The 26363-nt window shown below is 59.1% G+C and carries 26 protein-coding genes and 7 tRNA genes; 10 read left to right on the forward strand and 23 right to left on the reverse strand.

Annotated features, from left to right (window positions below; genetic code table 11):
* Positions 1-18: 18 nt before the first annotated feature.
* From MHK00_RS04360 to MHK00_RS04430, 15 genes are all read right to left on the reverse strand, one after another.
* Positions 19-480, reverse strand: a complete 462-nt coding sequence (locus MHK00_RS04360; RefSeq protein ID WP_250410637.1) for a hypothetical protein — start codon at positions 478-480, stop codon at positions 19-21.
* On the reverse strand, positions 480-1583 hold the full coding sequence (locus tag MHK00_RS04365) for a glycosyltransferase family 4 protein (protein WP_250410638.1): 1104 nt from the start codon (positions 1581-1583) through the stop codon (positions 480-482). The genes MHK00_RS04360 and MHK00_RS04365 overlap by 1 nt, the downstream gene beginning before the upstream one ends.
* A complete protein-coding gene (locus tag MHK00_RS04370) occupies positions 1583-2527 on the reverse strand; it encodes a phosphatidylinositol mannoside acyltransferase (RefSeq protein WP_005328534.1) in 945 nt (314 codons plus the stop codon). The genes MHK00_RS04365 and MHK00_RS04370 overlap by 1 nt, the downstream gene beginning before the upstream one ends.
* Before the next feature lie 39 nt (positions 2528-2566).
* Positions 2567-3172 carry a phosphatidylinositol phosphate synthase gene (pgsA, locus tag MHK00_RS04375; RefSeq protein WP_005325002.1) on the reverse strand — a complete coding sequence of 202 codons (606 nt, stop codon included), beginning with the start codon at positions 3170-3172 and terminating at the stop codon, positions 2567-2569.
* Positions 3165-3701: an HIT family protein gene (locus tag MHK00_RS04380; protein WP_150850607.1), complete on the reverse strand. Its 537-nt coding sequence runs from the start codon at positions 3699-3701 to the stop codon at positions 3165-3167. Before MHK00_RS04380 ends, pgsA begins: the two co-directional genes overlap by 8 nt.
* 49 nt (positions 3702-3750) lie before the next feature.
* Positions 3751-5814: a threonine--tRNA ligase gene (gene thrS, locus MHK00_RS04385; protein WP_250410640.1), complete on the reverse strand. Its 2064-nt coding sequence runs from the start codon at positions 5812-5814 to the stop codon at positions 3751-3753.
* A 77-nt stretch (positions 5815-5891) separates the two neighbouring features.
* Complete coding sequence (locus tag MHK00_RS04390; protein ID WP_250410642.1) at positions 5892-7118, reverse strand: Dyp-type peroxidase; 1227 nt, start codon at positions 7116-7118, stop codon at positions 5892-5894.
* A 2-nt stretch (positions 7119-7120) separates the two neighbouring features.
* Entirely contained in the window at positions 7121-7723 is a 603-nt protein-coding gene (locus MHK00_RS04395; protein ID WP_250410644.1) for a copper chaperone PCu(A)C, read from the reverse strand.
* Complete coding sequence (locus MHK00_RS04400) at positions 7723-8289, reverse strand: copper resistance CopC family protein (protein WP_250410645.1); 567 nt, start codon at positions 8287-8289, stop codon at positions 7723-7725. Before MHK00_RS04400 ends, MHK00_RS04395 begins: the two co-directional genes overlap by 1 nt.
* A gap of 529 nt (positions 8290-8818) precedes the next feature.
* Positions 8819-8891: transfer RNA gene (locus tag MHK00_RS04405), tRNA-Gly, on the reverse strand.
* A gap of 44 nt (positions 8892-8935) precedes the next feature.
* Positions 8936-9007, reverse strand: a tRNA-Val gene (locus MHK00_RS04410).
* Positions 9008-9034: 27 nt separating this feature from the next.
* Positions 9035-9105 (reverse strand) — tRNA-Cys (locus MHK00_RS04415).
* Between the two features lie 30 nt (positions 9106-9135).
* Positions 9136-9211, reverse strand: a tRNA-Gly gene (locus tag MHK00_RS04420).
* A 38-nt stretch (positions 9212-9249) separates the two neighbouring features.
* Positions 9250-9321, reverse strand: a tRNA-Val gene (locus MHK00_RS04425).
* A gap of 47 nt (positions 9322-9368) precedes the next feature.
* Positions 9369-9444, reverse strand: a tRNA-Gly gene (locus tag MHK00_RS04430).
* A 245-nt stretch (positions 9445-9689) separates the two neighbouring features.
* On the opposite strand from MHK00_RS04430, the gene MHK00_RS04435 reads away from it, so the two are divergent.
* The 5 genes from MHK00_RS04435 (at position 9690) to msrB (ending at position 13098) form a co-directional block, all read left to right on the forward strand.
* Positions 9690-9761 (forward strand) — tRNA-Val (locus MHK00_RS04435).
* A 73-nt stretch (positions 9762-9834) separates the two neighbouring features.
* A complete protein-coding gene (locus MHK00_RS04440; protein ID WP_250410647.1) occupies positions 9835-10737 on the forward strand; it encodes a DMT family transporter in 903 nt (300 codons plus the stop codon).
* Positions 10738-10809: 72 nt separating this feature from the next.
* A complete protein-coding gene (locus MHK00_RS04445) occupies positions 10810-11496 on the forward strand; it encodes a pyrimidine reductase family protein (protein ID WP_250410649.1) in 687 nt (228 codons plus the stop codon).
* An 18-nt stretch (positions 11497-11514) separates the two neighbouring features.
* On the forward strand, positions 11515-12666 hold the full coding sequence (locus tag MHK00_RS04450) for a glycosyltransferase family 87 protein (protein ID WP_250410651.1): 1152 nt from the start codon (positions 11515-11517) through the stop codon (positions 12664-12666).
* A 9-nt stretch (positions 12667-12675) separates the two neighbouring features.
* Positions 12676-13098 (forward strand): peptide-methionine (R)-S-oxide reductase MsrB, encoded by a 423-nt coding sequence (gene msrB, locus MHK00_RS04455; protein WP_005325013.1) that lies wholly within the window; start codon positions 12676-12678, stop codon positions 13096-13098.
* A gap of 113 nt (positions 13099-13211) precedes the next feature.
* On the opposite strand, the gene hemQ is transcribed toward msrB, so the two are convergent.
* The gene (gene hemQ, locus MHK00_RS04460) at positions 13212-13913 is read right to left on the reverse strand and encodes a hydrogen peroxide-dependent heme synthase (RefSeq protein ID WP_200435690.1); all 702 of its coding nucleotides are present in this window, start codon (positions 13911-13913) and stop codon (positions 13212-13214) included.
* A 146-nt stretch (positions 13914-14059) separates the two neighbouring features.
* Here hemQ and MHK00_RS04465 point away from each other — a divergent pair, with 146 nt between their 5' ends.
* A complete protein-coding gene (locus MHK00_RS04465) occupies positions 14060-14719 on the forward strand; it encodes a DUF3000 domain-containing protein (protein ID WP_200435691.1) in 660 nt (219 codons plus the stop codon).
* A gap of 1 nt (position 14720) precedes the next feature.
* Positions 14721-15974 (forward strand): HRDC domain-containing protein, encoded by a 1254-nt coding sequence (locus tag MHK00_RS04470; RefSeq protein WP_250410652.1) that lies wholly within the window; start codon positions 14721-14723, stop codon positions 15972-15974.
* A 10-nt stretch (positions 15975-15984) separates the two neighbouring features.
* On the opposite strand, the gene dxs is transcribed toward MHK00_RS04470, so the two are convergent.
* The 5 genes from dxs to dut all read right to left on the reverse strand — a co-directional run bounded on the left by dxs (position 15985) and on the right by dut (position 21474).
* Positions 15985-17910, reverse strand: a complete 1926-nt coding sequence (gene dxs / locus MHK00_RS04475) for a 1-deoxy-D-xylulose-5-phosphate synthase (protein ID WP_250410653.1) — start codon at positions 17908-17910, stop codon at positions 15985-15987.
* 138 nt (positions 17911-18048) lie between these two features.
* Entirely contained in the window at positions 18049-19272 is a 1224-nt protein-coding gene (locus MHK00_RS04480) for a class I SAM-dependent RNA methyltransferase (protein WP_250410655.1), read from the reverse strand.
* The gene (locus MHK00_RS04485) at positions 19265-19987 is read right to left on the reverse strand and encodes a DUF3159 domain-containing protein (RefSeq protein WP_005328556.1); all 723 of its coding nucleotides are present in this window, start codon (positions 19985-19987) and stop codon (positions 19265-19267) included. Before MHK00_RS04485 ends, MHK00_RS04480 begins: the two co-directional genes overlap by 8 nt.
* A 17-nt stretch (positions 19988-20004) precedes the next feature.
* Positions 20005-20952 (reverse strand): DUF3710 domain-containing protein, encoded by a 948-nt coding sequence (locus MHK00_RS04490; protein ID WP_250410657.1) that lies wholly within the window; start codon positions 20950-20952, stop codon positions 20005-20007.
* Positions 20953-21000: 48 nt separating this feature from the next.
* Positions 21001-21474 carry a dUTP diphosphatase gene (gene dut, locus MHK00_RS04495; protein ID WP_250410659.1) on the reverse strand — a complete coding sequence of 158 codons (474 nt, stop codon included), beginning with the start codon at positions 21472-21474 and terminating at the stop codon, positions 21001-21003.
* Positions 21475-21538: 64 nt separating this feature from the next.
* On the opposite strand from dut, the gene MHK00_RS04500 reads away from it, so the two are divergent.
* The gene (locus MHK00_RS04500; protein WP_371744439.1) at positions 21539-22075 is read left to right on the forward strand and encodes a DUF3093 domain-containing protein; all 537 of its coding nucleotides are present in this window, start codon (positions 21539-21541) and stop codon (positions 22073-22075) included.
* Between the two features lie 111 nt (positions 22076-22186).
* Here the strand turns inward: MHK00_RS04500 and MHK00_RS04505 are convergent, their stop codons facing one another.
* A complete protein-coding gene (locus tag MHK00_RS04505; RefSeq protein WP_250410661.1) occupies positions 22187-22477 on the reverse strand; it encodes a DUF4193 domain-containing protein in 291 nt (96 codons plus the stop codon).
* Between the two features lie 112 nt (positions 22478-22589).
* Positions 22590-23477: an inositol monophosphatase family protein gene (locus tag MHK00_RS04510; RefSeq protein ID WP_250410663.1), complete on the reverse strand. Its 888-nt coding sequence runs from the start codon at positions 23475-23477 to the stop codon at positions 22590-22592.
* Between MHK00_RS04510 and ppgK the strand changes: the two genes are divergently transcribed.
* Together ppgK and MHK00_RS04520 are read left to right on the forward strand one after the other, a co-directional pair.
* Positions 23476-24234, forward strand: a complete 759-nt coding sequence (ppgK, locus tag MHK00_RS04515; protein WP_250410664.1) for a polyphosphate--glucose phosphotransferase — start codon at positions 23476-23478, stop codon at positions 24232-24234. The genes MHK00_RS04510 and ppgK overlap by 2 nt on opposite strands.
* 200 nt (positions 24235-24434) lie before the next feature.
* A complete protein-coding gene (locus MHK00_RS04520) occupies positions 24435-25907 on the forward strand; it encodes an RNA polymerase sigma factor (protein WP_005325028.1) in 1473 nt (490 codons plus the stop codon).
* The last annotated feature ends 456 nt before the right edge of the window (positions 25908-26363 follow it).

Raw genomic sequence — 26363 nt, forward strand, 5'->3', positions numbered from 1 at the left:
TTGAGGTAGAACTGCTGGCTACTCGGCCAACATATAGTCAAAATATTCCGGCAGCTTCGCGGTGCCACCCAGATGAAAGAGGCGTACCGCAGGGCGCAAACGCAGCGCGCGAGTGTCGCTGACCGCCTCGTTATAGAAGCGGTGGGCAAGTTGGATGCGGCCCTCGGCGTCGGCAAGCGCGGCAGGGCGACGGTCCGCGGGAAACTCCCTCACTATGGCGGCAGATAGTTCCCGCTCGGCCATCGTGCGCGGTTCGAAGTGTCCTTGATAGAGCTCGGTAGACTCTGCTCGCTGAGCTAGCGCCGCGAGCTCTGGTGCGACGGCCGCTGTCACCGCTGCCCTGCGGTCTAGTGCCGCCTGCAGCTGGGCAAGCGAGGCATCAGTGCGGATGTGCAGCGAGTTAAGTCGCTGGGCGGTAAAAAGCGCCCACAAACCTACGACGATAAGTAGGAAGAGGGCTAGGGCAATTTCAATGGCCATCAACGCTTTGCCCTCACCTTGGTACCGTCTTGGACAGTCTCGTAGACCTGCATCACGGCCGCCGCTACATGGTCCCAGTCATAGGTGCTGGCGCGTTGGACGCCATTGCGCACCAACTGGGCCCGATACTCGGCATCATCGAGCACCTCGTTGAGGACGCGTGCCAGATCCTCGCTGTCTTTATTGCGAAAGAGTGCGCCGGCAACCTCGTCGGAATCGGCATTGCACACCGCACGGAAAGCCTCGAGGTCAGAAGCAACAACAGCCGCGCCGGCCGCCATAGCCTCTACGAGCACGATTCCGAAGCTTTCGCCACCAGTATTTGGGGCCACGTAGACATCGGCACGGCCCAGGATTTCTGCCTTTTCGGCGTCACTGACCCGGCCGACAAAATCCACGCCCTCAACCTCGCGGGCGCGGCCGCCGCCCATGATGGTCACGCGGATATCGTGGTGTACTTGGCGCAGCGCGCTCAGCAGGATATCGAGGCCCTTGCGCGGTTCATCCAACCGTCCCAAGAAGACAACTTCCAAGGGATCGCCGGGGGCTTTGGCCGGGCTGCGGCGCCGAGCCTGCGCGTAGACCGATGTATCCACGCCGTTGGGAATGAGCACCGGGTCGCCGCCCAATTGCTCCACCTGCCACCGCCGCGCCATATCGGATACCGCGATGCCGCCGCGGATCTTTTCCAAGAAGGGAACGAGGAATGGTTTGGCCAGAGTCAGCACCAGGGAGCTCGATGCAGAGGCGTGATAGGTCGCCACCAGTGGGCCTTGGGCCACGGCCAGCGCGGTCATGGAAAAGCTCGGGGAGTTAGGCTCATGGATGTGCAAGACATCGAAGTCGCCCTGCTTGATGAATTGCTTTACCTTGCGTGTTACGTGGGGTCCCACGGACAGGCGCGCCACCGAACCGTTATACGCGATGGGGAAAGCCGGCCCTCCCTTGACTACGAAATCTGGCAGCTGGGTGGATTCCGCAGCGGGGCCAATGACCTGAACGTGGTGCCCTTGCTCAATGAAAACTGTGGCTAGATCAAGGATATGGGCTTGAACTCCACCTGGTTCATCGAAGGAATAGGGGCACACGATTCCTATGCGCACTAGCTCTCCCCTTCCTGCGATGGCCCGGTGTGGCGGGCATTGCGGGCTTCTTTGCCCGCCCGCGCTTGCCGACGCCTCTCTATGTCCACATTCCACTGCGGCTGCAGCATATGCCAATCCTCCGGGTGGCGGCGGATATTGGCGGCGAAGCCATCGGCCATGCGCTGAGTTGTCTCCTGCAGGTCCGTTACCTCGAGCTCAGGAGACACAGAGAGCCCCCAGCCCTCGCCCTCAAACCACGAGTGCACCACGTGCAGGGCGGCGCCGGTCTCTATAGCAAGCTGTGCGGGACCGGCGGCCATATTGGCCTTTTCCCCCATGAAATCCACGGTAACGCCGCTTCGGGTCAGGTCGCGCTCAGCCAGCAGGCAGACCACGCCACCGGCTTCCAGCACCTCTTTGAGGCGGGCAAAAGGCGAGGATTCGCCGCCGGTGAGGGGAAGAACCTCAAAGCCAAGGGTTTCGCGGTAGTCCACAAAGGCGTCGAAAAGCACTGCGGGCTTAAGGCGCTCCGCAACGGTGGTGAACTGCCCATAATGGCCAACGAGGAAGACGCCCGCCATATCCCAATTCCCGGAATGCGGCAACGCCAAAATGGTGCCGCGCCCGGATTGAGCCGAAGCATCAAAATGCTCGAGGCCTTCCAAGCCACTGAGCAAGCGCTCATGCAGCCCGGCATCACCGTGGATGGCTGGCAGGCGGAAGGCCTCCATCCAATAGCGCATATAGGAGCGCACGGAATCGCGCACCAACGCGCGGGTAACGTTTTCTGGGCCTACCACGCGCGCCAGGTTGCGGCGCAAGCCCTCCATTCCGCGACCGTTGCCGCTTGCGTAGTCCGCACCCCAGCGAAAAAGCGTGCGCGCGATGGGCTCGGGCAGACGGCGCACCACCTTCCACCCCGCGAGGTAACCCGCCGCGGAGAGGTCTTCTTTGTCCCACATGGTGTTACAACCTCCTGGTTTTAGGTGGTGCAGTATGAGCTACTGCTGCTCCTGGCGGGCGGCGATAACCATACGTTGGCACACGGTAAAGACGGAGCCCACGGCCAAGATCCACAGCGCAACCTCAATGGCATGCGGTACGCCGAGGCCCTCGAGGCCGATGCCGCCCAGGGCCAAAATAAGCCGCTCGGGACGCTCGATAAGGCCGCCGACCATCTTGAATCCGGACGCTTCTCCCCTAGCCTTGATATAGGAAATGACCTGGGAACATACCAAGGTGACAAAGCAGGCAATGACCGTGATGCGGGAAGAATCCGCAGAATAAATCAGCCACCATGCAATAGCACTGAACAATGCGCCATCGGTGATGCGATCACAGGACGCATCCAAGGTCGCACCAAAGGCAGTGGCCTTGCCGCTCAGGCGCGCCATGGTGCCGTCGAGCATGTCGAAAGCGGCGAAGAGACCGGACAGGACCGCAGCGAAAAAGAGGTGGCCGGTAGGAATAAGGATCACCGAAATCGCAATGGTGACGATGGTACCCACAACCGTGACCACATTCGGGGTCAGGCCCAGCTTTAAAAAGGCCTTGGCTATAGGTTCCACCACCACGGCGGCGGGCTTTCGCCCATGCACGCTAAGCACGCGAATCCTCCTCTTCCATCTCGCGCCATCCTTCTGCCAGCACGCGGCGCGTATCCTGCAGAAGCTGCGGTAATACCTTAGTCCCATCGAGGACAGTCATAAAGTTACTATCCCCGGGCCACCTTGGCACCACATGCAGGTGCAGGTGGTCTCCTACCGAGCCGCCCGAAGCACGACCCAGGTTGAGTCCTACGTTGATGGCTTCTGGGTGTGAGACTCGTTTGAGCACTCGAACCGCCTTTTGCGCGAAGGCCATCAACTCCTGAGATTCCTCTTGCGTAAGGTTCTCCAGCTGCGATTCCTTGCGATACGGCACCACCATGAGGTGCCCGGCGTTGTACGGAAACAGGTTCAACAATGCATAGACGGTCTTGCCGCGAGCAATAATGAGCCCGTCCTCATCGCTGCCCTTCGGGGCTTCCACGAAGGGGTCTTTAGAGCGCTTGGCAATATAGGCCATGCGATAAGGCGCCCATAACCGCTCAAGACGGTCCGGCTCGCCAGCACCTGAGTCAACGAAGGTCTCCACCGCAGCTTGGCTTTCAGCGACGGCGGAGCTGTCGGTTTCGTTTGTCTCTTTAGCGTCGGGCACTGATGAGCTCTTCGGTCGGCTGCTCGTTGTTACGCTCTGCTACCCATGCGGCGATGAGCTCCACGGCTTCCTTTACCGGCACACCATTGACCTGGGTGCCATCGAGAAAGCGGAAGGATACGGCATCAGCTTCTACGTCGCGCGCGCCAGCCACCAGCATGAACGGAACCTTACCGGTGGTGTGGTTGCGAATCTTCTTCTGCATGCGGTCATCAGAGGTATCCACATCGGCGCGGATACCCTTCTGACGCAGCTGGGTGGCAACCTCTTCGAGGTGCGGGGAGAATTCGTCAGCCACCGGAATGCCCACCACTTGGTGCGGTGCTAGCCATGCTGGGAAGGCGCCGGCGTAGTGCTCCAGCAGGACGCCAAAGAATCGCTCGATGGAGCCGAAGAGCGCACGGTGAATCATGATTGGGCGCTTCTTAGTGCCGTCCGACGCGGTGTATTCCAGCTCGAAGCGCTCCGGCAGGTTGAAGTCCAACTGCACGGTAGACATCTGCCAGGTACGGCCGATGGCGTCGCGCGCCTGCACAGAAATCTTCGGGCCGTAGAAGGCTGCACCTGCGGGATCCGGAACCAGCTCCAAGCCGGACTTTTCTGCGACCGACTGCAGGATAGACGTAGAGCGCTCCCAGATCTCATCGGAACCGACGAACTTATTCGGGTCCTTGGTGGAAAGCTCCAGGTAGAAGTCAGACAGGCCGTAGTCCTTCAGCAAGGAAATGATGAAGTCGAGGACCTTGGTTAGCTCTTCTTCCAGCTGCTCTTCGGTGCAGTAGATGTGGGCATCGTCCTGGGTAAAGCCGCGGGCACGGGTCAGGCCGTGGACCACGCCAGACTTTTCGTAGCGGTAGACGGTACCGAACTCAAATAGACGAAGCGGGAGCTCGCGGTAGGAACGGCCACGGGATGCAAAAATCAGGTTGTGCATCGGGCAGTTCATGGGCTTGGCGTAGTAGTCCTGCGGCTCCTTGACGGTATTGCCCTCTTCGTCATACTCGCCATCGAGCTGCATCGGTGGGAACATACCGTCGGCGTAGAAGTCCAGGTGGCCAGACTTCTTGAATAGGTCACCCTTGGTGATATGCGGGGTATTAACAAAGGAGTACCCAGCCTGGACGTGGCGGTTGCGAGAGTGGTTTTCCATCTCCATGCGCACGGTCGCGCCATTCGGGTGGAATACCGGGAAGCCGGAGCCAATCTCATCCGGGAAGGAGAAGAGATCTAGTTCCTGACCCAGGCGGCGGTGGTCGCGCTTTTCAGCCTCTTCCACCATGGTTTGGTAGGCCTCCAGCGCCTCCTTGGACTCAAAAGCGGTGCCGTAAATGCGCTGCAGGCCAGCCTTGGACTGGTCACCGCGCCAGTAGGCAGCTGAAGAACGGGTCAGCGTGAAAGCCGGGATGTACTTGGTGGTCGGCACGTGCGGTCCGCGACAGAGATCGAACCACTCTACGTCCCCGGTGCGCGGGTTGATGTTGTCATAATGGGTGAGATCGCCGGAACCGACTTCTGCGGCCTCGTCGGAGTCAGGGTCAACGTTGCCCTTGTCTTGGACCAGCTCAAGCTTGAAAGGCTCCTCGGCGAGGGCCTTTTCCGCTTCCTCCGCGGATTCATAGACGTGGCGCTCGAAACGCTGGCCGCCCTTGATGATCTTCTTCATGCGCTTTTCAATCGCCTTGAGATCTTCCGGCGTGAAAGGCTCGGCGGTCTGGAAATCGAAGTAGAAGCCATTCTCAATGGCCGGGCCGATGCCCAGCTTAGTGCCGGGGAATTCGGCCTGCACGGCCTGGGCCATAACGTGGCCACAGGAGTGGCGGATGACGGCGCGGCCGTCTTCCTCGCTGGCGGCAACCGGGGTAAAGGTGGACTCCGTGTCTGGGGTGTGCGACAAATCAAAGAGAGTGCCGTCCTCACCGCGAACGACTACGACAGCCTCAGGGCCCTTATTGGGAAGATTGAGCTCTCGCATTGCTGCGCCCACGGCCTGGCCGGCGGGCACGGTGAAGGAATCGTAATTGACCGGTACTGCGGGGATGAGTTCCGCCATAATTGCGCTCCTTTATGCGCTCGTGCGTCGGCGGCATACCTGGCCGCGTCCGCTATTTAAATTTACGGATAGCTATTCTACAACCCTGCATGCTCGCAAAGCGATTTCGCCCACCATGATTCACGCCCATCGGCATCGCGGGTGCCCGGCGGGCAGAAATACATAGCGGAGCCAATATGGGTCAGCCACTCATTCATCAGGTCAGATTTATCCAAACGGGCCTGGATAGGCTCGAATTGCTTGGTAGGATCCTGCTGGTAGCAGATGAAAACCTGGCCGATATTGGAAAGCTGCCCATCCTTGCCATCGGGGGCCAGCTCATAGTTATACGGCCGGCGCAGGATGCGTTGCTCCGGATGATCAGCAGGTGGCGCGGCCACGGCCATGTGCGAGTTTTTATCAATTACCGGCAAGCCGTAGTCATCTACCGTATCGAAATCTGCAGCATCAAATTCTTCTTCACCGGTAAGCGGGGCGCCGGTGTCAAGCTTGCGGCCCACCGCATTTTCGCGGGAGGAGCGATCCAGCTTCTCCCACGTATCCACGTTCATGCGAATGCGACGCACTACCATCGCCGTTCCCCCTTGCGCCCACTTCGGCCCTTCATCGATCCACACTTGGGCTGCAAAATCTTCCTCGCTGCGCGGATTAACGGTTCCGTCCTTTTGCCCGAACATATTGCGCGCGGTAGCGCCCTTTTCGTGGCTGCCAAAGGCATTAATAAATCCTTGCTGAAGCCACTTCACGCTGGCATAGTGTTCGCCGGCTCGCACCATGTGGCGCAGCGCATAAGTGTTCATCAGCGGATCATCGCAGCAAATCTGGAGGACTATATCGCTTTGTCCCCATTGTCGTTGCAGCTCATCACGCTTAAAGGAACGCACATCTCCCAGCCAGTGTGGTTTCTCCACGCCGAGCAGGGAGAAAACCTTCTGGCCTAGACCACAGGTGATGGTCAAGTTGGCGGGCTGTTCAACCATTTCCGGCTCCAGGGTGCCTAGCGGCGCCTCCCCCGTACACAGTGCCCGGGCGTCCTCGGTCCACAATTTCATCAGGCTGGCAAACCCCCGCTTGTCGACGCCCCTTTTAAGGTCAAACCCCACCAAATTCAGGTGGGCCTGCGCTGCGGTAGCGATACCCGCTTGATGGTCGCCATCGAAGGCCACGAGGGCGTCGGCAAGCGCAGGCTGCTCCTGGGCCTCAGCACCCGGGGAAGAACCCTGGTTATTGCAGCCTGCCAACGCGAAGGCGCTAGTCGATACCGCAGCGCCGGTAAGAAATCCCCTTCTGCTGAATTCCGACATGACTAGTGGTCGTGGCCCTTCATGTTGTGCTCCATATCCCCGTGCTCCATGTGGGACATATCGTGGCCTTCCATATCGCCATAGTCCTCATCGCCCGCGGGCATGCTGCGCGTTTGAATCTCGCCCAGATCGAGCTCTTCGCCGCCTTCCAGTTTCACCGTGAGGTCAAGGGATTCGCCGGGAGCGATGTGGTTTTCCATTTCCATGAGCATGAAGTGGTCACCGCCTGGTGCCAGTTCGTGGGACTCGCCGGCTTTAACTACCAACGGGCTCGACATTTCTTGCATCTTGCCGTCGACAGTCTCATGGATCTGATTCACCTTGGCGTTAAGGCTGGTGGAAAATCCGGTGATGGCAATGTCCTTATCGGTGTGGTTCACCAAGGTGCCAAAAATGGCAGTCATGTCCTTGTCCTCATTGGCGCGCACGACGGCATCTTCGAAGGTTAGGTCCTCGGCTGCGGCGGAGGAGGACTTCTCCGCCGCGCTGGTGGTGGCATCCGCCTTCGACTCGGTGGAGTCATTTTGGTTCTGTGGGGAGCACCCGGCCAGGGCGAGACTGGCTACAGTCAGACCCGCAACGGCGAGATTCACGATCTTGGACATTATTTTTCACCTTCCGAGTCAATGCGACGAGACTTGCCAATAAATAGGGCGACTACTGCGGCAATTGCCAAAACGCCGCCCACACCCAGGATGATTTTCAGCGCGGTCGGTAGGCCCTCATCGCCATCCTGGGACGCCGAATCAGCTTCAGCCGCCTCGGTGCTCTCGGTGGAGTCACCCTTGACGGAAAATTCCACTCCCCCGCGGGTAGCGTGTCCGTCCGAAGACGTGATCTGGAAACCCACCTGGTAATTACCCGGCCCAGGATGGATATCCGCTGGGGTTTCAATGGTGAGATCCCGCTCATGGAGCTTTGGTTCCTGGCTAAAGAGTTTCTCACCAGTATCCGCGTTGGTCACGGCAAAGGTATTGAAGTCTTCTTTGGGGATACCAGAAAACTCGAGGGTGATTTCCTTCGGAAACTCGTCGAGTTGGTCGCCGTCTTTGACCGAACCGCCAATAACGGAATCGTGCGCGAAGGCGGCCGGCATCGACCCGCCCAAAACCAGTGATGCAGTGCCGACTGCTGCCGCCGTGCGGCGCAGCCAAGGTACGCGGTAGCCCATAGATAGCTCCTTTTGTGTTGAAAATGCACAAGTTGAATTGTCAGACATACTAGCCGCGCGGTTTGCCGGAGCGGCAATCGCGATAAGCAGCGCGTCGAGTCATATGTCGGGCTGTAGTGCGCACAAGTTCCCTGCCTTGAATAAAAAGAGGCATTTATCACTATTTAAGGAATGTCAACTCAATGATTGGAGCTGGCTCCCTCAGCATTCCCCAGCCGCCTGCTTTCAAATGCAGGACCAGTCAGCATCAAGGCAGTGACTATCGAAACCGTACCTGCAACGATGAGAGCGCAGGGCCAAATCGCGTTACCGGAATTGCCACCGATATCCGCCTCCGATAGCCCCACAGCAAATAGTGCGCTTCCTACCAAGAGTGACAGGCAGCCTGAGGCACCCACCAGTAGCGGAACTAAAACATTGCGTGACATCGCTACCCCTTCCACTGTGGCTACTGCAACTAACAGCTGGTCACCCTGCGATCCTAGCTAGACATGCGAAAAGCCACCCTATTTCTAGGGCGGCTCACCTGAGCGGATGACGAGACTCGAACTCGCGACCCTCACCTTGGCAAGGTGATGCGCTACCAACTGCGCTACATCCGCATAACAAACCGGAGTTTGTTGCAGAGTCCCAAAGAGGACTCTCGTGCGCGATACTGGGATTGAACCAGTGACCTCTTCCGTGTCAGGGAAGCGCTCTCCCACTGAGCTAATCGCGCTTAATGCCCGAAGGCATTAAGAAGTTGAGGTGGAAACGGGAATCGAACCCGTGTGCACGGTTTTGCAGACCGTTGCCTCACCACTCGGCCATTCCACCGTGGCGATACCGCCTCACACAATACAGTGCTGGAGCGGATGACGAGACTCGAACTCGCGACCCTCACCTTGGCAAGGTGATGCGCTACCAACTGCGCTACATCCGCATGCGAAACCAGGCCCGGTTTCTAGGACAAAGTCCTTGTGCGCGATACTGGGATTGAACCAGTGACCTCTTCCGTGTCAGGGAAGCGCTCTCCCACTGAGCTAATCGCGCGCTATTCATTTAGAATCACTCTTCACAGGCGAACCCTTAGAAAAGCGTGGAGCGGATGACGAGACTCGAACTCGCGACCCTCACCTTGGCAAGGTGATGCGCTACCAACTGCGCTACATCCGCATTGCCCCGCAAACTTTGTACCGTTGCGGTGCGAGAAGAAACATTATCGTGCTCCGCGCCAGTTTCCAAATCCCCAGCCCAGCGGCATTCTTTCTGGCACCGATTTTTCACATTCGAGCCATCCCAAAACACACTGGTGTGATTCTCCCAAGACAGTGGACCGCAGGCCACCTCCCCTTGATGCGCACTCCTGCCCAGCCAATTAGGTGTTTGAATTTGGTGCGGTGTAGATTTAGCGACCGCAAGGTCCTATAGCTCAGTGGGAGAGCGTTCCGTTCACACCGGAAAGGTCACTGGTTCAATCCCAGTTAGGACCACTATTTCCCGTCCATCGCTCCCCTCCATAGGAGCTTGGGCGGGTTTCTTTATATGTCTGTAAAGTGTCCCGACGTGTTGTGGATTCTCTTAGGCATTTTCGCCGGACTCGTTCTGCCCGTTCAGACCCTGGTTAATACGCGCCTGCGCGCATCTACTGGCACGCCGTTTTCCTCTTCGCTCATCTCGTTTGCCGTGGGCACGATGACGTTGCTTGTCATCGCGACAGCCGTCACCGGCGGCGAGTTTGGCATTTCCCGCGCCTTTGGGGAACCGCTGTGGATTTGGTTCGGTGGTCTGCTCGGCGTGGTTGCGCTTACTGGAAATATCCTGTTGTTTCCTCATCTGGGTGCGGTCCAGACCGTAGTCCTTCCCATCGCGGGCCAAATCATGATGGGCCTTGTCATCGACCACTTTGGGATGTTTGCCTCCCCCACTTCCCCACTTTCCCTGATTCGCGCCCTTGGGGCACTAATTGTCCTCGGTGGAGTGATTTCTATCGTCGCCAGCCCCGGCGCGCCGACGAAGCAAGGAGACAGCGCTATGGCGTTGTGGCTTTGGCGCCTCGCAGGCTTTGTCTTTGGCTGCTTTACTGCAAGCCAATCCGCCATTAACGGCCACCTGGGCCAGATTACCGGGTCGCCCGTTAGTGCGGCTTTGGTGTCTTTTAGCATTGGCGTTTCCACGCTCGTAATGCTCAATATTGTTTTGCGCTGGCGCCCTCGCATTGAGCGTCCTGAGGGAAAGGCTAACCCCTGGTGGATGTGGACAGGCGGCACATTGGGAGCCATGTTTGTCTTTGGCAACGCGGCCTTAGTGCCGCAGATTGGCGCTGGGCTTACTGTGGTGGCAACCCTTCTTGGTTCCATGTTGGGCTCCGTGCTGATCGATCGTCTGCGAGGCGCCCGCGTAGCAATGCGCCAGGTAGCCGGTATTGCAGTGATTTTGGTCGGCGTAATCCTCATCCGCCTGGTGTAAGCCCCTCTCCTGTGGTTCTATCCTTCGCTGTGCCGTGCTGGGCATCTGGTGCCTTGACTAGGCTGGGAAGGCATGGATATCTCTTCGCTATTGGGCCCCGATTCCGGTAATGCATTCACCGTCCGCACAAATATGGTCAGCACGCTAACAGGATCGGCGACCATGAACCATGTATCCGAAGACATGGGAAATGACACTGATGGGGAGCTTTTTGCTGCCCTACGTAATTGGGCAGACGTCGTGTTGGTGGGTGCGCAAACGGTGCGCGCAGAGGACTACTCCGGAGTAAAACCTAACGGGGATGGTTCGCGGCCGGCCCCTATTGCCGTGCCTTCCCGCAGCCTTGATTTCGATATCACCTCGGACTTCTTCACGGATTTTACTACCCCTCCCATCATCCTGATCCCCCATAGCAGCCGGGACAATCAAGAGCTCGCAAAGCGCATCGCGACCATCGAATCCACAGGCGCGGAAGTCTGCGATGCTGGCGAAGGAACCGCGCAGGACTACATTTCCGTCTTAAAGGACCGCGGGTTTAAGCGCGTGCTCTGCGAGGGCGGGCCAGGAATGATTGGGCAGTTGGTAGATGTCGATGCCATCGACCAGATGTATCTGACCCTGGACCCACATCTATCCACTGGTGTGGAAACTCCCATGGCGACCTTTAAGGGCGAGCATTCCCATCGCCGCATGCAGTTAGAAAATGTCGCGGCCGATCAGGATGGGACGGTGTTTCTGCGGTATTCCCGCGCCCGCTAGGCCGTAGACTAAGGGGCCGTGAATTCCCGAATCAATGCCGCCGCCTGGCCCGTGGCCATCCTGCTTATTGTGCATCGCGTGTTCATCATCGCGCGCAATGGCACGCCGACGGATGATTTCACCACCGTGTATAACGCTGTGGCACGCATGTCCACTGGCCAGCCGGTCTACGAGCAGGCTTATAACCACGTTGACCCGCTGTACCTGTATACCCCGGGAGCCACGCTACTGCTCGCACCGCTAGCACACATCGATTTTTCGCTAGCACGGGGACTATTCATCGTCGCCAACGCGGCTGCAATCGTGGCAGCGCTAGCGGTGCTCACCCTTGCGGTGGGCCGCACACTTACTTCGGCAGTGTGGCCAGTATCCATCGCTTTGGCCTTTGTCACCGAATCGGTGACCAATACGCTCGCATTTACCAATATCAACGGCATTCTCTTGCTGTGCATGGCCGGGTTCTTGTGGGCCTTCGTGCGCGCCGAGCGCACCCCATGGATGGGCTGGGTGGCAGGCGTAGTCATTGGCTTGGCCATCGTCATTAAGCCGCAATTTGCGCCGTTGCTATTCCTGCCCTTGGTCAAGCTGCAGTGGCGCAGTCTCGCGACCGGCATCAGCGTACCGGTAGTACTCAACCTGCTAGCGTGGCCGCTCGTGCCGGACGCTAGCGGCTTTGTGGATAACCTCCTGCCCTACCTCTCGGAAACCCGTGACTATGCCAATTCTTCCTGGGCAGGCTTCCACGCCTACGTTGACTTTGGCGCGGGACTGTATTGGACCGTGTGGTTGGTATTTGCCGCGCTTTCGGCCGCAGCGATTCTCGGGCTTTTGCGCTGGCGCAACTCCGACCCGATCTTGTGGGCACTGACGACCAGCGGGGCGATCATGGTGGGTATCTTCTTCCTGTCTTCCCTTGGACAACAGTATTACTCCATGTGGCTATTCCCATTGATGTTTACCGTGGTGCTCAAGCGTTCGGTTTTCCATTCTGCGGGTGCGTGGTTTGCGGCCTTTCTCTATTTGGCTCCCGTTTCCTGGGCGTCTACAGCGCACCCGGATGCTGGTCGGTGGATGAATTTTTTCACGGCCACGGCGGGATGGGCGCTGCTTATCGTCGCAATTTTCGCTACGGTTGCCGGCTGGTGGCGTGCCGCGCGCAGCACGGTTTAGACTCGGCCCATGACCGATTTCAAGCTCATTGCCGATACCGAATGGCGCCAGCGCTTAAGTCCCGAGGAATACTACGTCCTGCGCGAAGCCGGCACCGAGCCGCCCCACGTAGGCGAGTACACCAATACCACCACCGAGGGGGTCTATTCTTGCCGCGCGTGTGGAACGGAGCTTTTCCGCTCTACGGAAAAGTTTGAGTCTCACTGCGGCTGGCCTTCCTTTTTCTCCCCACTCGCAGGGGACAAAATCATTGAGCGCGAAGACAATTCGCTAGGCATGCGCCGCGTAGAGGTTCTGTGTGCCAACTGCGAATCTCACCTGGGGCACGTCTTTGAGGGTGAGGGCTACGATACCCCCACCGACTTGCGCTATTGCATCAACTCCATCTGCCTGGACTTGGAGGAAAAGCCGGTAGAAGATGGCACCGCCTAAGGGGGCATGCACAAGAAAGCGCGCCCCGTCAGCAGCCTAACGTGCAGGCTAGTGACGGGGCGCGGCTAAGTGAGGACGTCGCCAAGCAGGGCTACTGCTGGGCGGCGTTACTTTTAGGGCAGAACTGCGATGAGCTCTGCTACGTCCTTGACGCGGCGACCGGTGTGGAAAGGAATCTCCTCGCGCACGTGGTGGCGGGCCTCGGTGTAGCGCATCAGGTACATCAGGTCGACGATGCGGTGGAGCTCATCCGCCTCGAAGGCCAAAATCCACTCGTAGTCACCCAGGGCAAAGGCTGGGACGGTATTTGCACGCACATCGGGGTAGTCGCGCGCCTGCATACCGTGCTCCATGAGGATGCGGCGGCGCTTTTCATCCTCCATGGTGTACCAGTCATAAGAGCGCACGAAGGGGTATACCGAGATCCACTCCTTGGGCTCCTCGCCCATGATGAAGGAGGGCAGGTGGGACTTATTGAACTCTGCCGGACGGTGCAAGGCATTGCCCACCCAGGTCACTTCGCTTACCTGGCCCAGGGTGGTCTCGCGGCGGAAATCCCCGAAGACCTTTTGTAGGTCAGAGAATTCCTCGGCGTGCCACCAGATCATGAAGTCGGCGGAATCGCGCATAGCCGTGAGGTCGTAAATGCCGCGCACCGTTACCTTTCCGGCCTTTTCCACGCCGGCAAAGAACTCCTGCGCTTGGGCGATGATCTCCGCTCGCTCGGTGCCGAGCGCGCCCGGGATCACCTTAAAAACTGCGTGCTGGGAATATTGCTGAACCGCGTTGAGTTCCTTGTAGTCAAGCTTCGCCATTGCGTTCTCCTTTGCAGAAGCCTTTGGGTTAACGAACATATCCATCATAAGTTGGATATGAAACCTTGTCACTTCTCGGCCTTAAGGAGGACGACACGCCCGCGCATCGGCGCGCCTCCCCCAGCTAGAGGCCGCGAAACTATAGCTTGAACGTCGTGAGCAATTCCGAATCGACCACCCCACGCAGCGCCGAGGCCTCCGCCCCCACCCCTTTGCACGGGCAGGCGGAAAGCCACGAGCCAGCTACCCCCGCCGCTTTCACCCAAGCAGTGGAGTCCATGCACGCGGCCGACCTGCGCCCTGAGATCACCCTAGGCTCCATTCGCCCACCGCAACGCCTTGCGCCGTTTAGCCACGCAATCGGCCTCGAGGTGGGAAACGAAGACGACCCGGATATCGTGCCCACCGATGCAGAGGGCGACGCCTTTGGCCGCCTCATCCTGCTCCACGATCCGGGCGCTGAGGAAGCTTGGGAGGGCGCCATGCGCCTTGTGGCCTATATTCAGGCGGATATGGACGATGCCGTGGCCGGCGACCCGCTCTTGCCTGATGTGGCGTGGCAATGGCTCAATGAAGGCTTGGAAAAGGAAGGGGCCGACCACACCAATTTGGGCGGCACCGTCACCTCCACCGCGTCCGTGCGTTTTGGCGAGATCGGTGGGCCACCGCGCGCCTACCAGATCGAAATGCGCGCTTCGTGGACTGCCGAAGGCCTCGATCTCGCACCCCACGTGGAGGCCTTTGCCCAGGTATTGGCCAACGTTGCCGGACTACCCCCTGAGGGCGTTACCGAGCTCGGCCGCTAATATGCCAGAATTGCGCAGCCGGCCGCTCGAGGGCATCCCGCCGGTTCTTGCCACCCCGGAGGAATTCACCGCTGCCGCAGCCCGCCTCGCCGCGGGTACGGGCCCCTTTGCCATCGATACCGAGCGCGCCTCCGGCTATCGCTACGATGATCGAGCCTTCGTAGTGCAAATTCGCCGCCGCGGCGCGGGCACGATGCTTTTTGCCCCTGAGGGCCACCGCGAGGAGCTCACGGCCGCCCTTGCCCCAGTGATCAACGGCACGGAGTGGATTATTCACGCCGCCCATTCGGATTTGCCTTGTCTCGGGTGGCTCGGTCTTTTTCCTGGCTCCATCTTTGACACGGAACTGGCGGCGCGGCTCGCGGGATTTGAACGGCCCAATCTGGGCACTATGGTCGCAGAGCTTTTTGACGTCGAATTGGAAAAGGGCTACGGCGACGCCGACTGGTCCGCCCCGCAGCTCAGCGAGGAACTCAAGGCATACGCCGCGCTCGATGTGGAGCTGCTCCTCGAGCTAGCCGAAGCCCTGCGCGACATTCTGGCAGAACAAGACAAGATGGACTGGGCTTTAGAGGAATTTTCCGCCATAGTCCAAGAACATTCCGGAGACTTCGCTCCCCAGCCGCACACGTGGCGCGATCTGAAGGGCATCTCCAGTTTGCGCAGCGGCAGTCAGCTCGCTGCTGCTCGAGCGCTGTGGTTTAAGCGCGACGCTATCGCTCGGCGCACGGACACTGCGCCCGGCCGGGTATTAGCGAATAAAACGCTGGTAGAAATTGCGCGCGCCCTTCCCACCACCGCCGGCGATCTTGCCCGAGTCAAGGGATTTCCCCGCCGGCGCAAGGGCGCGACCGCCCGGTGGATGGCTGTACTTAACCAGGCGCGCGCCGTTCCCCCGCAGCAGCGGCCTCGGGTCCATCGCGCCCCACAACCGGTTCCTTCCAAAACCATCTGGGCCAAGGACTACCCGGACCTATGGGAGATCTACCAAACTATCCGCGCGGACATCGCCGATCTCGCTGCTGAACTAAATATGCCTTCCGAGCTTCTTATCCGCCCTGCCGCTCTGCGTGCAGCGGTATGGGCGAAGGTAGGTGTGCGCGCCGATAAGCGCCACCGCGGACCTGATTCTGTCGCCGGCGCCATCCGGCAGCCAGGCGACGTCGCTGCCTTCCTCCGCGCGGAGGGCGCGCGCGAATGGCAAATAGAAATGACCGCCCCGATTATCGTGGACGGTCTTTCTAGGAATATTTAGCAGGCTAGGTTTAGCTCTCTTCTCCTCGCGCGTTGGCATCAGCGGTGAGGTTTTCTAGCCACTCGCTTATCGACGCCGCCATAAGCTCCGGCGTCAACCCGAACTCTTCCAAAACCTCGCCGCGGGAGCCGTGCTTAGGGAAGTAACCCGGAACGCCAAGTCGGCGCACAGGAGTATCGACTTCGGCTGCGCTGAGGGCTTCCGAAATCATGGAGCCAATACCGCCGCGGACAAGGCCGTCTTCTGCCGTAACCACCAAGTCGTGGTCAGCGGCGAGAGCCACCACAGAGCTTGCCACCGGCGCTACCCAACGCGGGTCAACAACGGTAACGTTCACGCCCTGCTCGCCCAGCAGCTTCGCAGCCTCGATGCTGCGCGCGGACATGGCACCGATGGACACGATGAGCACCTCTGGGGTGTGCTCGCCGGCATCGGCTTCGCCATAGTGCAGGATGTCTACGCCATCTCCCAACGTATCCACCGCTTCCATATCCGGCAGCAGGTTGCCCTTAGGGAAGCGGACCACGGACGGGCCAGATTCAATCTCTAACGACTCACGGAAGAGCTCCCGCAGGCGCGCGCCATCGCGCGGGGCGGCAATATGCATTCCTGGCACGATGCTCATGAGCGCCATATCCCACACGCCATTGTGCGAAGCGCCATCGGAACCGGTAACTCCGGAACGGTCAAGCACGATGGTTACCGGCAGCTTTAGCAGCGCAATATCCATAATGACCTGATCTACGGCGCGGTTTAAGAAGGTGGAATACACCGCCACGACGGGGTGCATCCCGCCGAGCGCCAAACCAGAGGCAGAGGTCATTGCGTGCTGTTCGGCAATTCCCACATCAAAGAATCGCTCTGGGAAGCGCTCTTGGAAGGGTGCGAGCCCAGTAGGACCGGCCATGGCAGCGGTAATGGCCACGATGTCATCGCGCTTTTCGGCAGCGGCCACTAGCTCTTCGGAAAAGGCAGCCGTCCAACCAGGTTGCTTGGTGCCCTTAGCCACGCCGGTGACCGGATCGATAGCACCGGTAGAGTGCATCTGGTCCTTCGGCTCATTGACAGCCGGGGCAAATCCGTGGCCCTTTTCGGTAACCACGTGCACAATGATGGGCCCGTCATAATCGCGGGCATAAGTCAGGGCATGCACCAAGCTATCGATATTGTGGCCATTGATGGGGCCGATGTACTTCATCCCCAATTCCGGGAACATCTCGGTAGGCAAGACGGTGGACTTGACGCCCTCTTTCATGGCGTGCAACGCATCAAAGGCACGCTCGCCTACCCACCCCATTTGCTTCAGGCGGCGCTTGCCCTGCTCCATGAGCTCGTCATAGCCGTGCTGGGAGCGGATGCGGCCAAGGTTTTCGGAAATGCCACCGATAGTGGGCGAATAGCTACGGCCGTTGTCATTGACCACGATGACCGCATTGCGGCCCTTGTCCTCCGAGATATTATTTAACGCCTCCCAGCACATGCCGCCGGTGAGGGCGCCATCGCCGACAACACCGATGACATTGCGGTGACCGTCGCCGCGAATCTTGAAGGCCTTAGACAAGCCATCAACCGTAGACAGCGACGCCGAAGCGTGGGAGGACTCGGTCCAGTCATGTTCGGACTCGCCGCGGTCCGTATACCCCGAAAGGCCGTCCTTTTGCCGCAAGGTATCGAATTGATCCGTGCGCCCAGTCAACATCTTATGCACATAGGACTGGTGCGAAGTGTCAAAAATAATGGGCTCACGCGGAGAATCAAATACACGGTGCAACGCAATGGTCAATTCCACCACGCCCAAGTTAGGCCCCAGATGTCCGCCCGTGACGGAGACCTTGTCAATGAGGCGCTGCCGAATCTCTGCCGCCAGCTCCTCAAGCTTGTCTGCAGACAGTGCCTTGAGGTCCTGCGGCGAGTTAATGGTATCCAAGATAGTCATGGAGCGGCCTTCAACTCCTTCTGTGCTTAGTTCTTCTTTTCTACCGTACCCGCGGCGGGCGGTGAATATTATATCGGTCAATGTTCCGAGAACGGCGCGGCAACCTGTCGCACCCCGCCTCGGAGCTATAAAGGCTCATTAGGCAGGGGTAATGAGAGCAATCGTTTCAAAGTGGTGCGTTCCGGGGAACGCGTTAATGAGTGCCATCTTTTCTATTCCGTATCCGTGCTGATTCCAGTATCCCAAGTCGCGCGCGAAGGTGGCGGGATCGCATCCCACGTGAACGACCGCCTGAGGTGCAGCGGCCGCCACGGAACGAATCACATCCTCCCCTGCTCCGGTGCGCGGCGGATCAAGGACTACAGCGCCAGGCTTGGGAAGCTGTGCGGCGACTTGCTCGACCTTCGCGGACTTTACTTCCACATCGCAGTCCGCCAGGCCGGCCTGTTCCCCGGCCGTAGCCGCTGGTGAGTAATCCACGGAGATAACCTTGCCCTGCACGGCGTGGGCCAATACTGGAACGAAGAGGCCAACGCCACCGTAGAGATCCCAGGCGGTGTGCTCTTGGTACTCGCGGCCCCCGAGCCACTCCGCTATCAGATCGGTATACGCGGCCGGTGCGTGACTGTGGGCCTGCCAGAAGGCGGTAGCAGGAAAGCTAAACGTCCGCCCGTCGACATGCTCGTGCACCTTGCCGCTGCCTTCTACCACCTCACGGATGGTCTCCACGCGGCGCCCGCGCGGGGCCTTGCGGGTTTCTACCACGTGTCGGTTGCCATCGCCATCGAGAACGGCGATGACCTCAGCGCCTGGGGTAAATCGGCGCGCGCCCTCTCCAACGAGCCCCTCTGCCAGTCCCGGAGCCAGCTGCGTACAAGCAGCGCCCGTAACAAGCTCATTGGACCGACGCTGACGGGTTCCGGCGCGCCCTTGCTTGTCGACGCCCCACCTCACCCGCGTGCGCCATCCCCGAACCGGCTCTAGGGTGTGCTGCTCAATGTTTAGTTCCTCGCCGGTGACAACGCCGGTGCGGCGCAGCTGCTCCGACAAGATCTCTGCCTTGATTCCGGTTTCGGCCGCGGGATCCAGCTCGGCAAAATCGCAGCATCCTGCTCCCTGCGCGGCAGCGGGACAAGACGATGGCACGCGCAGCGGCCCAGGGCTTAGTACGCTTTCCAGTTCCGCTTTAATGAACGACTTCTTTACACGGCCGGCCGTAGCTTTTACGACGTCGCCGGGAAAAGCGCGAGGAACGAATACCACTCGCCCATCCGGCGCCTGGCCAATTCCTTCCCCGCCGTGCGCCATGCGGTCAATGGTGACCTCAAGACTATCGCCACGGCTCATCGTTGATTCAGTCATTTTCTGCCTCAGACTTTTGTTCTCGTTCTGCGTTAGTGTGCTCACCTGTGCCCGCCGCTGCGTCAACGGCTGCATCCGCGCGGCGCACCATCCACACGGTCAGCGCCGTAACTAGAAGCGTCAATGGCCACCCCATCAGGATTCGGGTCACCCCTAAGGCAGTGGTTGCATCCGCATCATAAATGGCGCGCTGAACAACAAAGCGGGCCAGGAAGATGACCGCCCACCCGCCGGTAGCGATGGCATAAGCCCGGCGCGCCTGAGCAACCTTTTGCCACTGCATTTCCTCGCCATTAATCCCCTTCCAGATGACACCCACAGCGGGCCACCGGAAGAGGATTGATAGTACCGCGGCAATGCACAGTGCCAACGACATCCAGATGCCGTACAAGAAATACCCTTTGGCGTCACCGGTAAACCAGGCGATGGCAGCGCAAAGAGCCACTCCCAGCAGACCCGATATGGCCGGCTGCAGGGTCTCTTTACGGACAACCCTCCAGAGTGCAATAACAACGGCCACGCCGAGCGCCGCCGCCAAGGCTGGCCCCAGCCCAAAGAAATTATTGACAGGAATCAGCACAATGACCGGCAAGGTGGCCGACACGAGCCCTGATATGCCACCCATCTGCTCCAGCAAGGTGGGTTCGGCAGCAGACTCCTCAGAGTCCAGGTTCTTAGCGTCCGGGGAAGGGTGCGGCGAGGAAGAATGTGTCACGTGGTTTACTGCTTTGCCTAGTTCTTGGAATTAGGTGCAGATCCCTCATCGGGATTCTGCGGGGACGATCCATTCTCACTCTGTTGTGGGGTACCGCCCAAATCGCGCAGGTGTTGTTCCGCCTCTGCTTCTGCCGCAGGGTCGGGGCCGCCCACGCCGTTTTCTGGGTGGTGCTGAGCATTAGCGGCTGCCTGCTGTTCTTGCTGACGCTGGTCCATAGCCTGCTTGACCTGCTCGACAAGCTGCTCGGGCATGATGACTGGCAAAGCGTTTCCTGCCAAGATGGGGTCTTCTCCGCGGTAGACGAAGGTACGGGCGGCAACCTCGCGGGCCATGTCTGCAAGGTCGGTTTCCATACCGGCCGGCGCGGCCAGGGTCATGCGCAGCATCCAGCGCGGACCATCTGCGCCGATAACGCGGACCTGGCCGTTGTCGTTCTTGCCCACGACCTCAGCACCCCAAGGCCCCGGCTCGGTGGTAACGGTAAGTCCGTCGCGGCTCATGCCCTCCTTAATTTCCTCCACGGATTCTGCCCACTGGCCTGGCTTACGTGGGGCGGCAAAGGCTACTGGAGTAATTCGGCCTACCTTGGTCACGATGTGCAGCATTCGAGGGCCTTGTTCGCCCATTTCCACCTGTACCTGGGATTCCTTTGGCAGTGGGATGCGCAGGGACCCCAGATCTAATACGCCAATGGAAAAGTCGCTGAAATCAAACGTCTCGATATCGACGGAGTCACCATCAAAGGGGCCGGTCTGACCATTGATGGCATCATGGGCGAATTCGCGGGGTTCATTGCCAGAAGCCGCCGCGGCATCTGCTGCGGTGTCGCCTACTGGAGCATAGGTCTCCTGCGCCTCTGCATCCGCGGACGTGGGGTCCGCCGGCTTTTCGCTTTGTGCTGCAGGCTTTTCCTGAGCCTTCTTTTCTTCGTCGTTCTTCTTGCCAAAGGGCCAGATTCCCATGGGTGCTACGTCCTTTCTAAAAGTCTCGTTGAGTCTCTACTGCTTTAACTACACACCGGTAGAGCCATAGCCGCCGGCTCCGCGGACGGTGTCATCCAACTCTTCAACCTCAGCAAACCCCACCAGCTCTACGCGCTGGACCACGAGCTGAGCGATGCGCATTCCGCGTTCGATCTCAATGGGAGCGTGCCGGTCGTGGTTGATGAGGCAGACCTTGATCTCCCCGCGGTAATCGGCATCTACCGTGCCCGGGGTATTGACAACAGAAAGCCCTTGCTTGGCGGCTAGTCCGGAGCGCGGGTGAATTAAGCCGACCGTTCCTAGTGGCAGCGCAATGGCAATCCCGGTGCCGACGAGGGCGCGCTCGCCGGGTTGCAGGGTAAGAGCTTCGGCTGCATAGAGGTCCGCACCGGCGTCACCGCGGTGGGCGCGGTGCGGCAACGGAAGCTCCTTATCCAGGCGCTTGACTTTAACGTCCCCAAAGGGGCTTTCTGGTTGAGAATGCGGAATCGAGTCAGTCACCTGGCCAATCCTACCTGCCTTGGGAGGTTCATTCTGCGGCGCGTGTGGTCTAGACTGACTAGACGTGTCTGATACATCTGCTACTTCCGCAACTCCGGCACCGTCAAGCGCCGCTTCGGCACAGGGCACGGTGGACTCTCAAGTGCTCTACCGCGAACGCCAGTGGGTCCCTTGGTACTTTTGGCTATTTGCCGCCGCCATCGTGGCACTTACTTCCGCTACTGCCGGCCTTAACCGCTCCATGTGGTGGACCATTATTCCCGCGATCCTCCTTGGCGCTATCGCAGTGTGGGTACTTATTACCTGGTCCAATACGGTCATCAAGGTAGAGCGTGACCCGGATGGAACGCGTTGGCTCACGGTCAAAGACGCCCAACTGCCTAACGACGTCGTGTCGCGGTCTATCACCGTTCCCAAATCTGCGCGGCGCAATGCGCTGGGTCCACAGTTCGATCCCGCGGCGTTTTTGGTCTCCCACGCTTGGGTGGATGAGCACGCCATGATGGTGCTCGATGATCCAGAGGACGATACTCCTTATTGGCTCATCGCCTCGAAGGATCCGGAGGCTTTGCTCCACGCTTTCGTTCCGGAACAGCACTAATCTTTAACGACTTTGCACACCACCGAAATTTTGGTGGCTGCAAAAGCAAACCCCGCACTCGGCTCGTAGAAAGTTGCCAAGTGCGGGGTTTCGTTTCTGCTTCGTATTCCTTTAGGCGCAATCCTTGCAGATTGGCTGGCCGTCCTCATCGTGGGAGTAACGCTTATTGGACTGCACTAGGAAACACGAGCCACAGGTAAACTCATTTTCCTGACGTGGAACTACCTCAACATTTAGCTCCTCGCCCGTAAGGTCTACTGATGGCGGCTGGAAGGCCTCGACGATTTCTCCGTCATCGTCCATGCCGTTGTTATCGCTCTCAGCGGCTTTGAGTCCTTCTAGGGAGTCAGTTTCGAGTTCATCTTCCGCGCGCCGGCGCGGTGCGTCATAATCGGTGGCCATAATGCACGCCCCTAATGGTCAAGTTGCTTTAAGGAATGGGTATTTATCGATCGCGCATAGTAAAGCACAAATGACTAGATGTCATCTCACCGCTTGCCGGCGCGGGAAACTATTACCCCCGCAGCGCGTCCGTGGCTCTGTGCGCTGCTAAAAGCTTTTCGAATGCGGGGGCCAAATCTGCCCCCGCGGCCCAGGTGAGTTCACCGTCAGTAGAGCCTTTATCAAAGCCTGGATGGCGCACTACCGCACCTGCCTCGCGAGCAATGATTGCCCCGGCAGCGAAGTCCCACGCATTGATGCCGTGCTCAAAGTAGGCATCAACGGTTCCCTCTGCCACCCTGCATAGGTCGAGCGCGGCAGCGCCGATGCGGCGAATATCACGCACATTAGGCAGGAGCTTGGTGAGAAGCTCGGCTTGGGCTGCTCGCCGGTCAGCTTCGTAGCCAAAGCCGGTGGCCACCAAGGCCAACGCAGGATCTTGTGTCTGGCCGCACCGCAGTACGTGCTCAATTCCGTCTGGGCCGGTGACCGTGGCGCCCTGGCCGGCTGCGGCAGCATAGGTACGCCCGCGCGCCACGTTGACCACCGCGCCAGCGACGAGGTGACCTTGGTATTCCGCACCAATGGATACGGCGTAGTCCGGCACCCCGTAGAGGAAATTCACGGTGCCGTCAATCGGATCGACAATCCAGGTAACTCCACTGGTCGATTCCACATTGGCGCCTTCTTCGCCAAAAATTCCGTCCCCGGGGCGCTGGGTGCGGATGGTGGTGGCAATGAACTCCTCTGTCGCGGTATCGACCTCCGTTACGGGATCTACGTCGCTGGACTTGGTGTGGGTATGCGCCGCGATGCCGTCACCTGCGACTAGTTCTGCACGCCGCGTAGTAATTAATTCCGCAGCGCGAGTGGCGGTAGAAACGGCAAAATCCCGCAATTGGAGAAAATCGATCTGCTCAGTCATGCCAACTATTGTGCCTTCTTCTAGACTGTCGGGCATGACTACTCTTTCTGGCCATTCCTTTGGCATCGATATCGGCGGCTCCGGCATTAAAGGCGCTGAGGTGGACCTTGCCACCGGCGAATTCGTGGGTGAACGCATGAAGATCGCCACCCCACAGCCGTCTACGCCGCATGATGTTGCCAAGGTAGTAGCCCAAATCGTGCAGGAAAAGCAGTGGGACGGCCCCGTTGGCATCACCCTTCCTTCCGTGGTTCGCAACCAAGAAGTCGAGACTGCGGCAAATATTTCCAAGGACTGGATTGGGGTCAACGCCACAGAACTCTTCGCGGACTACCTGGATGCGGATTTTGCCGTGCTTAACGACGCCGACGCGGCGGGACTAGCCGAGGTTGCCTACGGAGAGGACATCGCCAAGCAAGGCTCCGTTATCTTCCTAACCCTCGGCACCGGTATCGGTTCGGCCTTCTTCCTAGACGGCCAGTTGTTCCCTAATACCGAACTGGGGCACCTCACGGTGGGCGCTGACGAGGCTGAGAAAATTGCGTCCTCGGCCGTGAAGGACCGCGAGGAACTCAAATACAAGCAGTGGACTAAGCGACTCAACAAGGTCCTCGCGGAGTATGAAAAGCTCTTCAACCCGCAGGCCTTCCTCATCGGGGGTGGGATTTCCCGCAAGTTTGAAAAGTGGGGCCCACACCTTGATATTGAAACCCCCGTCATGCCTGCACAACTGCGCAATCGCGCAGGAATTGTCGGAGCTGCGATGGCGGCGGTAGACGGTTTGAAACCGTAGTATTTACGCACTACAGGTGACCCTATCCACCGGCAGATCGGAAAGATCCTCTATACTGGGCGGTCGATCCTAAGTTAAATAGCTCTAGGGCGTGTCTGGCCTGCATAAGGCCACAACGCGTTAACATCACACTGATGCACGAGCGCCCCACCAGGGCGCACTGAGCTGTTTCAATCAAGAAGTTAGTCGAAAGGGCGTACGTGGCAGCCACTGAATCTTCAGACCAGGCACTCGGCGAGGGCGAAAACGCCGCTGAGGCATCTACTCCTGCAAAGAAGACCGCCAAGAAGACGGCAAAGAAAACCGCGAAAAAGACGGCTAAGAAGACGGCCAAAAAGACCGCTAAGAAAACAGCCAAGAAGACTGCGAAGAAGACCGCCAAAAAGTCGGCCAAGAAGACCACTAAGAAGTCTGCCAAAAAGGCCACTAAGAAGACGGTCCGCAAATCCGCGGCAAAGAAGCAGGAATCCCCAGCCGAGTCCGAAAAGCAGGCACAGCCGGAAGCAGAAGAGGAGCTCGAGGAGGACGAGCACGACGAAGACGTCGACTTCGATCCCACCAATGCGGACATCGAAGACGATGATGACTTCGACGCCGGCGAAGACCTCGAGGACGATGACCTCGAAGAGGACTTGGACGACGACGATGAGGAAGAAGAGGAAGACTCCTCTTCCGTCTGGGACGAGGAAGAATCCGCTGCACTGCGTCAGGCACGCAAGGATGCGCAGCTGACTGCCTCTGCTGACTCCGTTCGTGCCTACCTCAAGCAGATTGGTAAGGTCGCCCTGCTCAACGCCGAGCAAGAGGTTTCCCTGGCCAAGCGCATCGAGGCTGGCCTGTACGCACAGCACCGCATGGATGAGATGGAAAAGGCCCGCGCCGAAGGCGATAAGGCCGCCAAGCTCTCCCCCATGGAAAAGCGCGACCTGCGCAGCATCGCCCGCGATGGCCGCAAGGCCAAAAACCACCTGTTGGAGGCAAACCTGCGTCTGGTGGTTTCCTTGGCAAAGCGCTACACCGGCCGCGGCATGGCTTTCTTGGACCTCATCCAAGAAGGCAACTTGGGACTTATCCGCGCTGTGGAGAAGTTCGACTACACCAAGGGCTATAAGTTCTCTACTTACGCCACGTGGTGGATCCGCCAGGCTATTACCCGCGCCATGGCTGATCAGGCTCGTACCATCCGCATCCCGGTCCACATGGTGGAGGTCATCAACAAGCTGGGCCGTATCCAGCGCGAGTTGCTGCAGGACTTGGGCCGCGAGCCTACCCCGCAGGAGCTGGCAAAGGAGATGGATATCACCGAGGAAAAGGTGCTCGAAATCCAGCAGTACGCCCGCGAGCCCATTTCCTTGGATCAAACCATTGGCGACGAAGGCGACTCCCAGTTGGGTGACTTCATCGAGGACTCCGAAGCCGTTATTGCGGTCGACGCTGTCTCCTTCACTTTGCTGCAGGATCAGCTCCAAGACGTGCTGACCACCCTCTCCGAGCGCGAAGCCGGTGTGGTGCGTCTGCGCTTCGGCTTGACCGATGGCATGCCGCGCACTTTAGACGAAATCGGCCAAGTCTACGGCGTTACCCGCGAGCGCATTCGCCAGATCGAGTCCAAGACCATGTCGAAGCTGCGCCACCCCTCTCGTTCCCAGGTACTGCGCGATTACCTCGACTAAGAGGCCAAGCTTGCCAAGGCAAGCGACAAGACGCACACGCTTGCCGACGCCGCCCTCGCCTCCCCCGTTAGCTCTAAGGTGCGGAGGGACGCGAGGGCATTTTGCATCTGTGGCACAAGCTTGAGTTCAGAGGGTCGTTGCAACACTTTCCCTTAGGAGGGTGTTGTTGTGTCTGGGGTTGTTGGCCCGTTTCATTCGTTGTCTGAATCGGATCGTCGTGGCTTAGTTGCCTTGGTTGGCAGTGGGCGTAGTGTCCGTTCGGCGGCTGGTGAGCTTGGCTGTCATTACGGGCATGCTTTGAATTTTTGCCATGCCTTTGGATTGCCAGTCGTGTATAAAGCCAAACGAGTTGATCGCCGCGGCAGCCAGGCTGTCCAGCTTGTAGAGCTAGTCCGAAGCGGACTGTCGGTACGCCAAGCTGCTAAAAGATGTGGGATGCATCTTACCGCTGCGTAT

Source organism: Corynebacterium tuberculostearicum (assembly GCF_022347385.1).
GTDB classification, from domain to species: Bacteria; Actinomycetota; Actinomycetes; order Mycobacteriales; family Mycobacteriaceae; genus Corynebacterium; species Corynebacterium tuberculostearicum_M.

Excerpts from the sequence above, each read along its gene's own strand:
- MHK00_RS04360 (WP_250410637.1), bottom strand. The coding sequence starts at position 480 with ATGGCCATTGAAATTGCCCTAGCCCTCTTCCTACTTATCGTCGTAGGT.
- MHK00_RS04370 (WP_005328534.1), bottom strand. The coding sequence starts at position 2,527 with ATGTGGGACAAAGAAGACCTCTCCGCGGCGGGTTACCTCGCGGGGTGG.
- thrS (WP_250410640.1), bottom strand. The coding sequence starts at position 5,814 with ATGGCGGAACTCATCCCCGCAGTACCGGTCAATTACGATTCCTTCACC.
- MHK00_RS04390 (WP_250410642.1), bottom strand. The coding sequence starts at position 7,118 with ATGTCGGAATTCAGCAGAAGGGGATTTCTTACCGGCGCTGCGGTATCG.
- MHK00_RS04395 (WP_250410644.1), bottom strand. The coding sequence starts at position 7,723 with ATGTCCAAGATCGTGAATCTCGCCGTTGCGGGTCTGACTGTAGCCAGT.
- MHK00_RS04400 (WP_250410645.1), bottom strand. The coding sequence starts at position 8,289 with ATGGGCTACCGCGTACCTTGGCTGCGCCGCACGGCGGCAGCAGTCGGC.
- MHK00_RS04445 (WP_250410649.1), top strand. The coding sequence starts at position 10,810 with ATGGATATCTCTTCGCTATTGGGCCCCGATTCCGGTAATGCATTCACC.
- msrB (WP_005325013.1), top strand. The coding sequence starts at position 12,676 with ATGACCGATTTCAAGCTCATTGCCGATACCGAATGGCGCCAGCGCTTA.
- hemQ (WP_200435690.1), bottom strand. The coding sequence starts at position 13,913 with ATGGCGAAGCTTGACTACAAGGAACTCAACGCGGTTCAGCAATATTCC.
- MHK00_RS04470 (WP_250410652.1), top strand. The coding sequence starts at position 14,721 with ATGCCAGAATTGCGCAGCCGGCCGCTCGAGGGCATCCCGCCGGTTCTT.
- dxs (WP_250410653.1), bottom strand. The coding sequence starts at position 17,910 with ATGACTATCTTGGATACCATTAACTCGCCGCAGGACCTCAAGGCACTG.
- MHK00_RS04480 (WP_250410655.1), bottom strand. The coding sequence starts at position 19,272 with ATGACTGAATCAACGATGAGCCGTGGCGATAGTCTTGAGGTCACCATT.
- MHK00_RS04490 (WP_250410657.1), bottom strand. The coding sequence starts at position 20,952 with ATGGGAATCTGGCCCTTTGGCAAGAAGAACGACGAAGAAAAGAAGGCT.
- MHK00_RS04505 (WP_250410661.1), bottom strand. The coding sequence starts at position 22,477 with ATGGCCACCGATTATGACGCACCGCGCCGGCGCGCGGAAGATGAACTC.
- ppgK (WP_250410664.1), top strand. The coding sequence starts at position 23,476 with ATGACTACTCTTTCTGGCCATTCCTTTGGCATCGATATCGGCGGCTCC.
- MHK00_RS04510 (WP_250410663.1), bottom strand. The coding sequence starts at position 23,477 with ATGCCCGACAGTCTAGAAGAAGGCACAATAGTTGGCATGACTGAGCAG.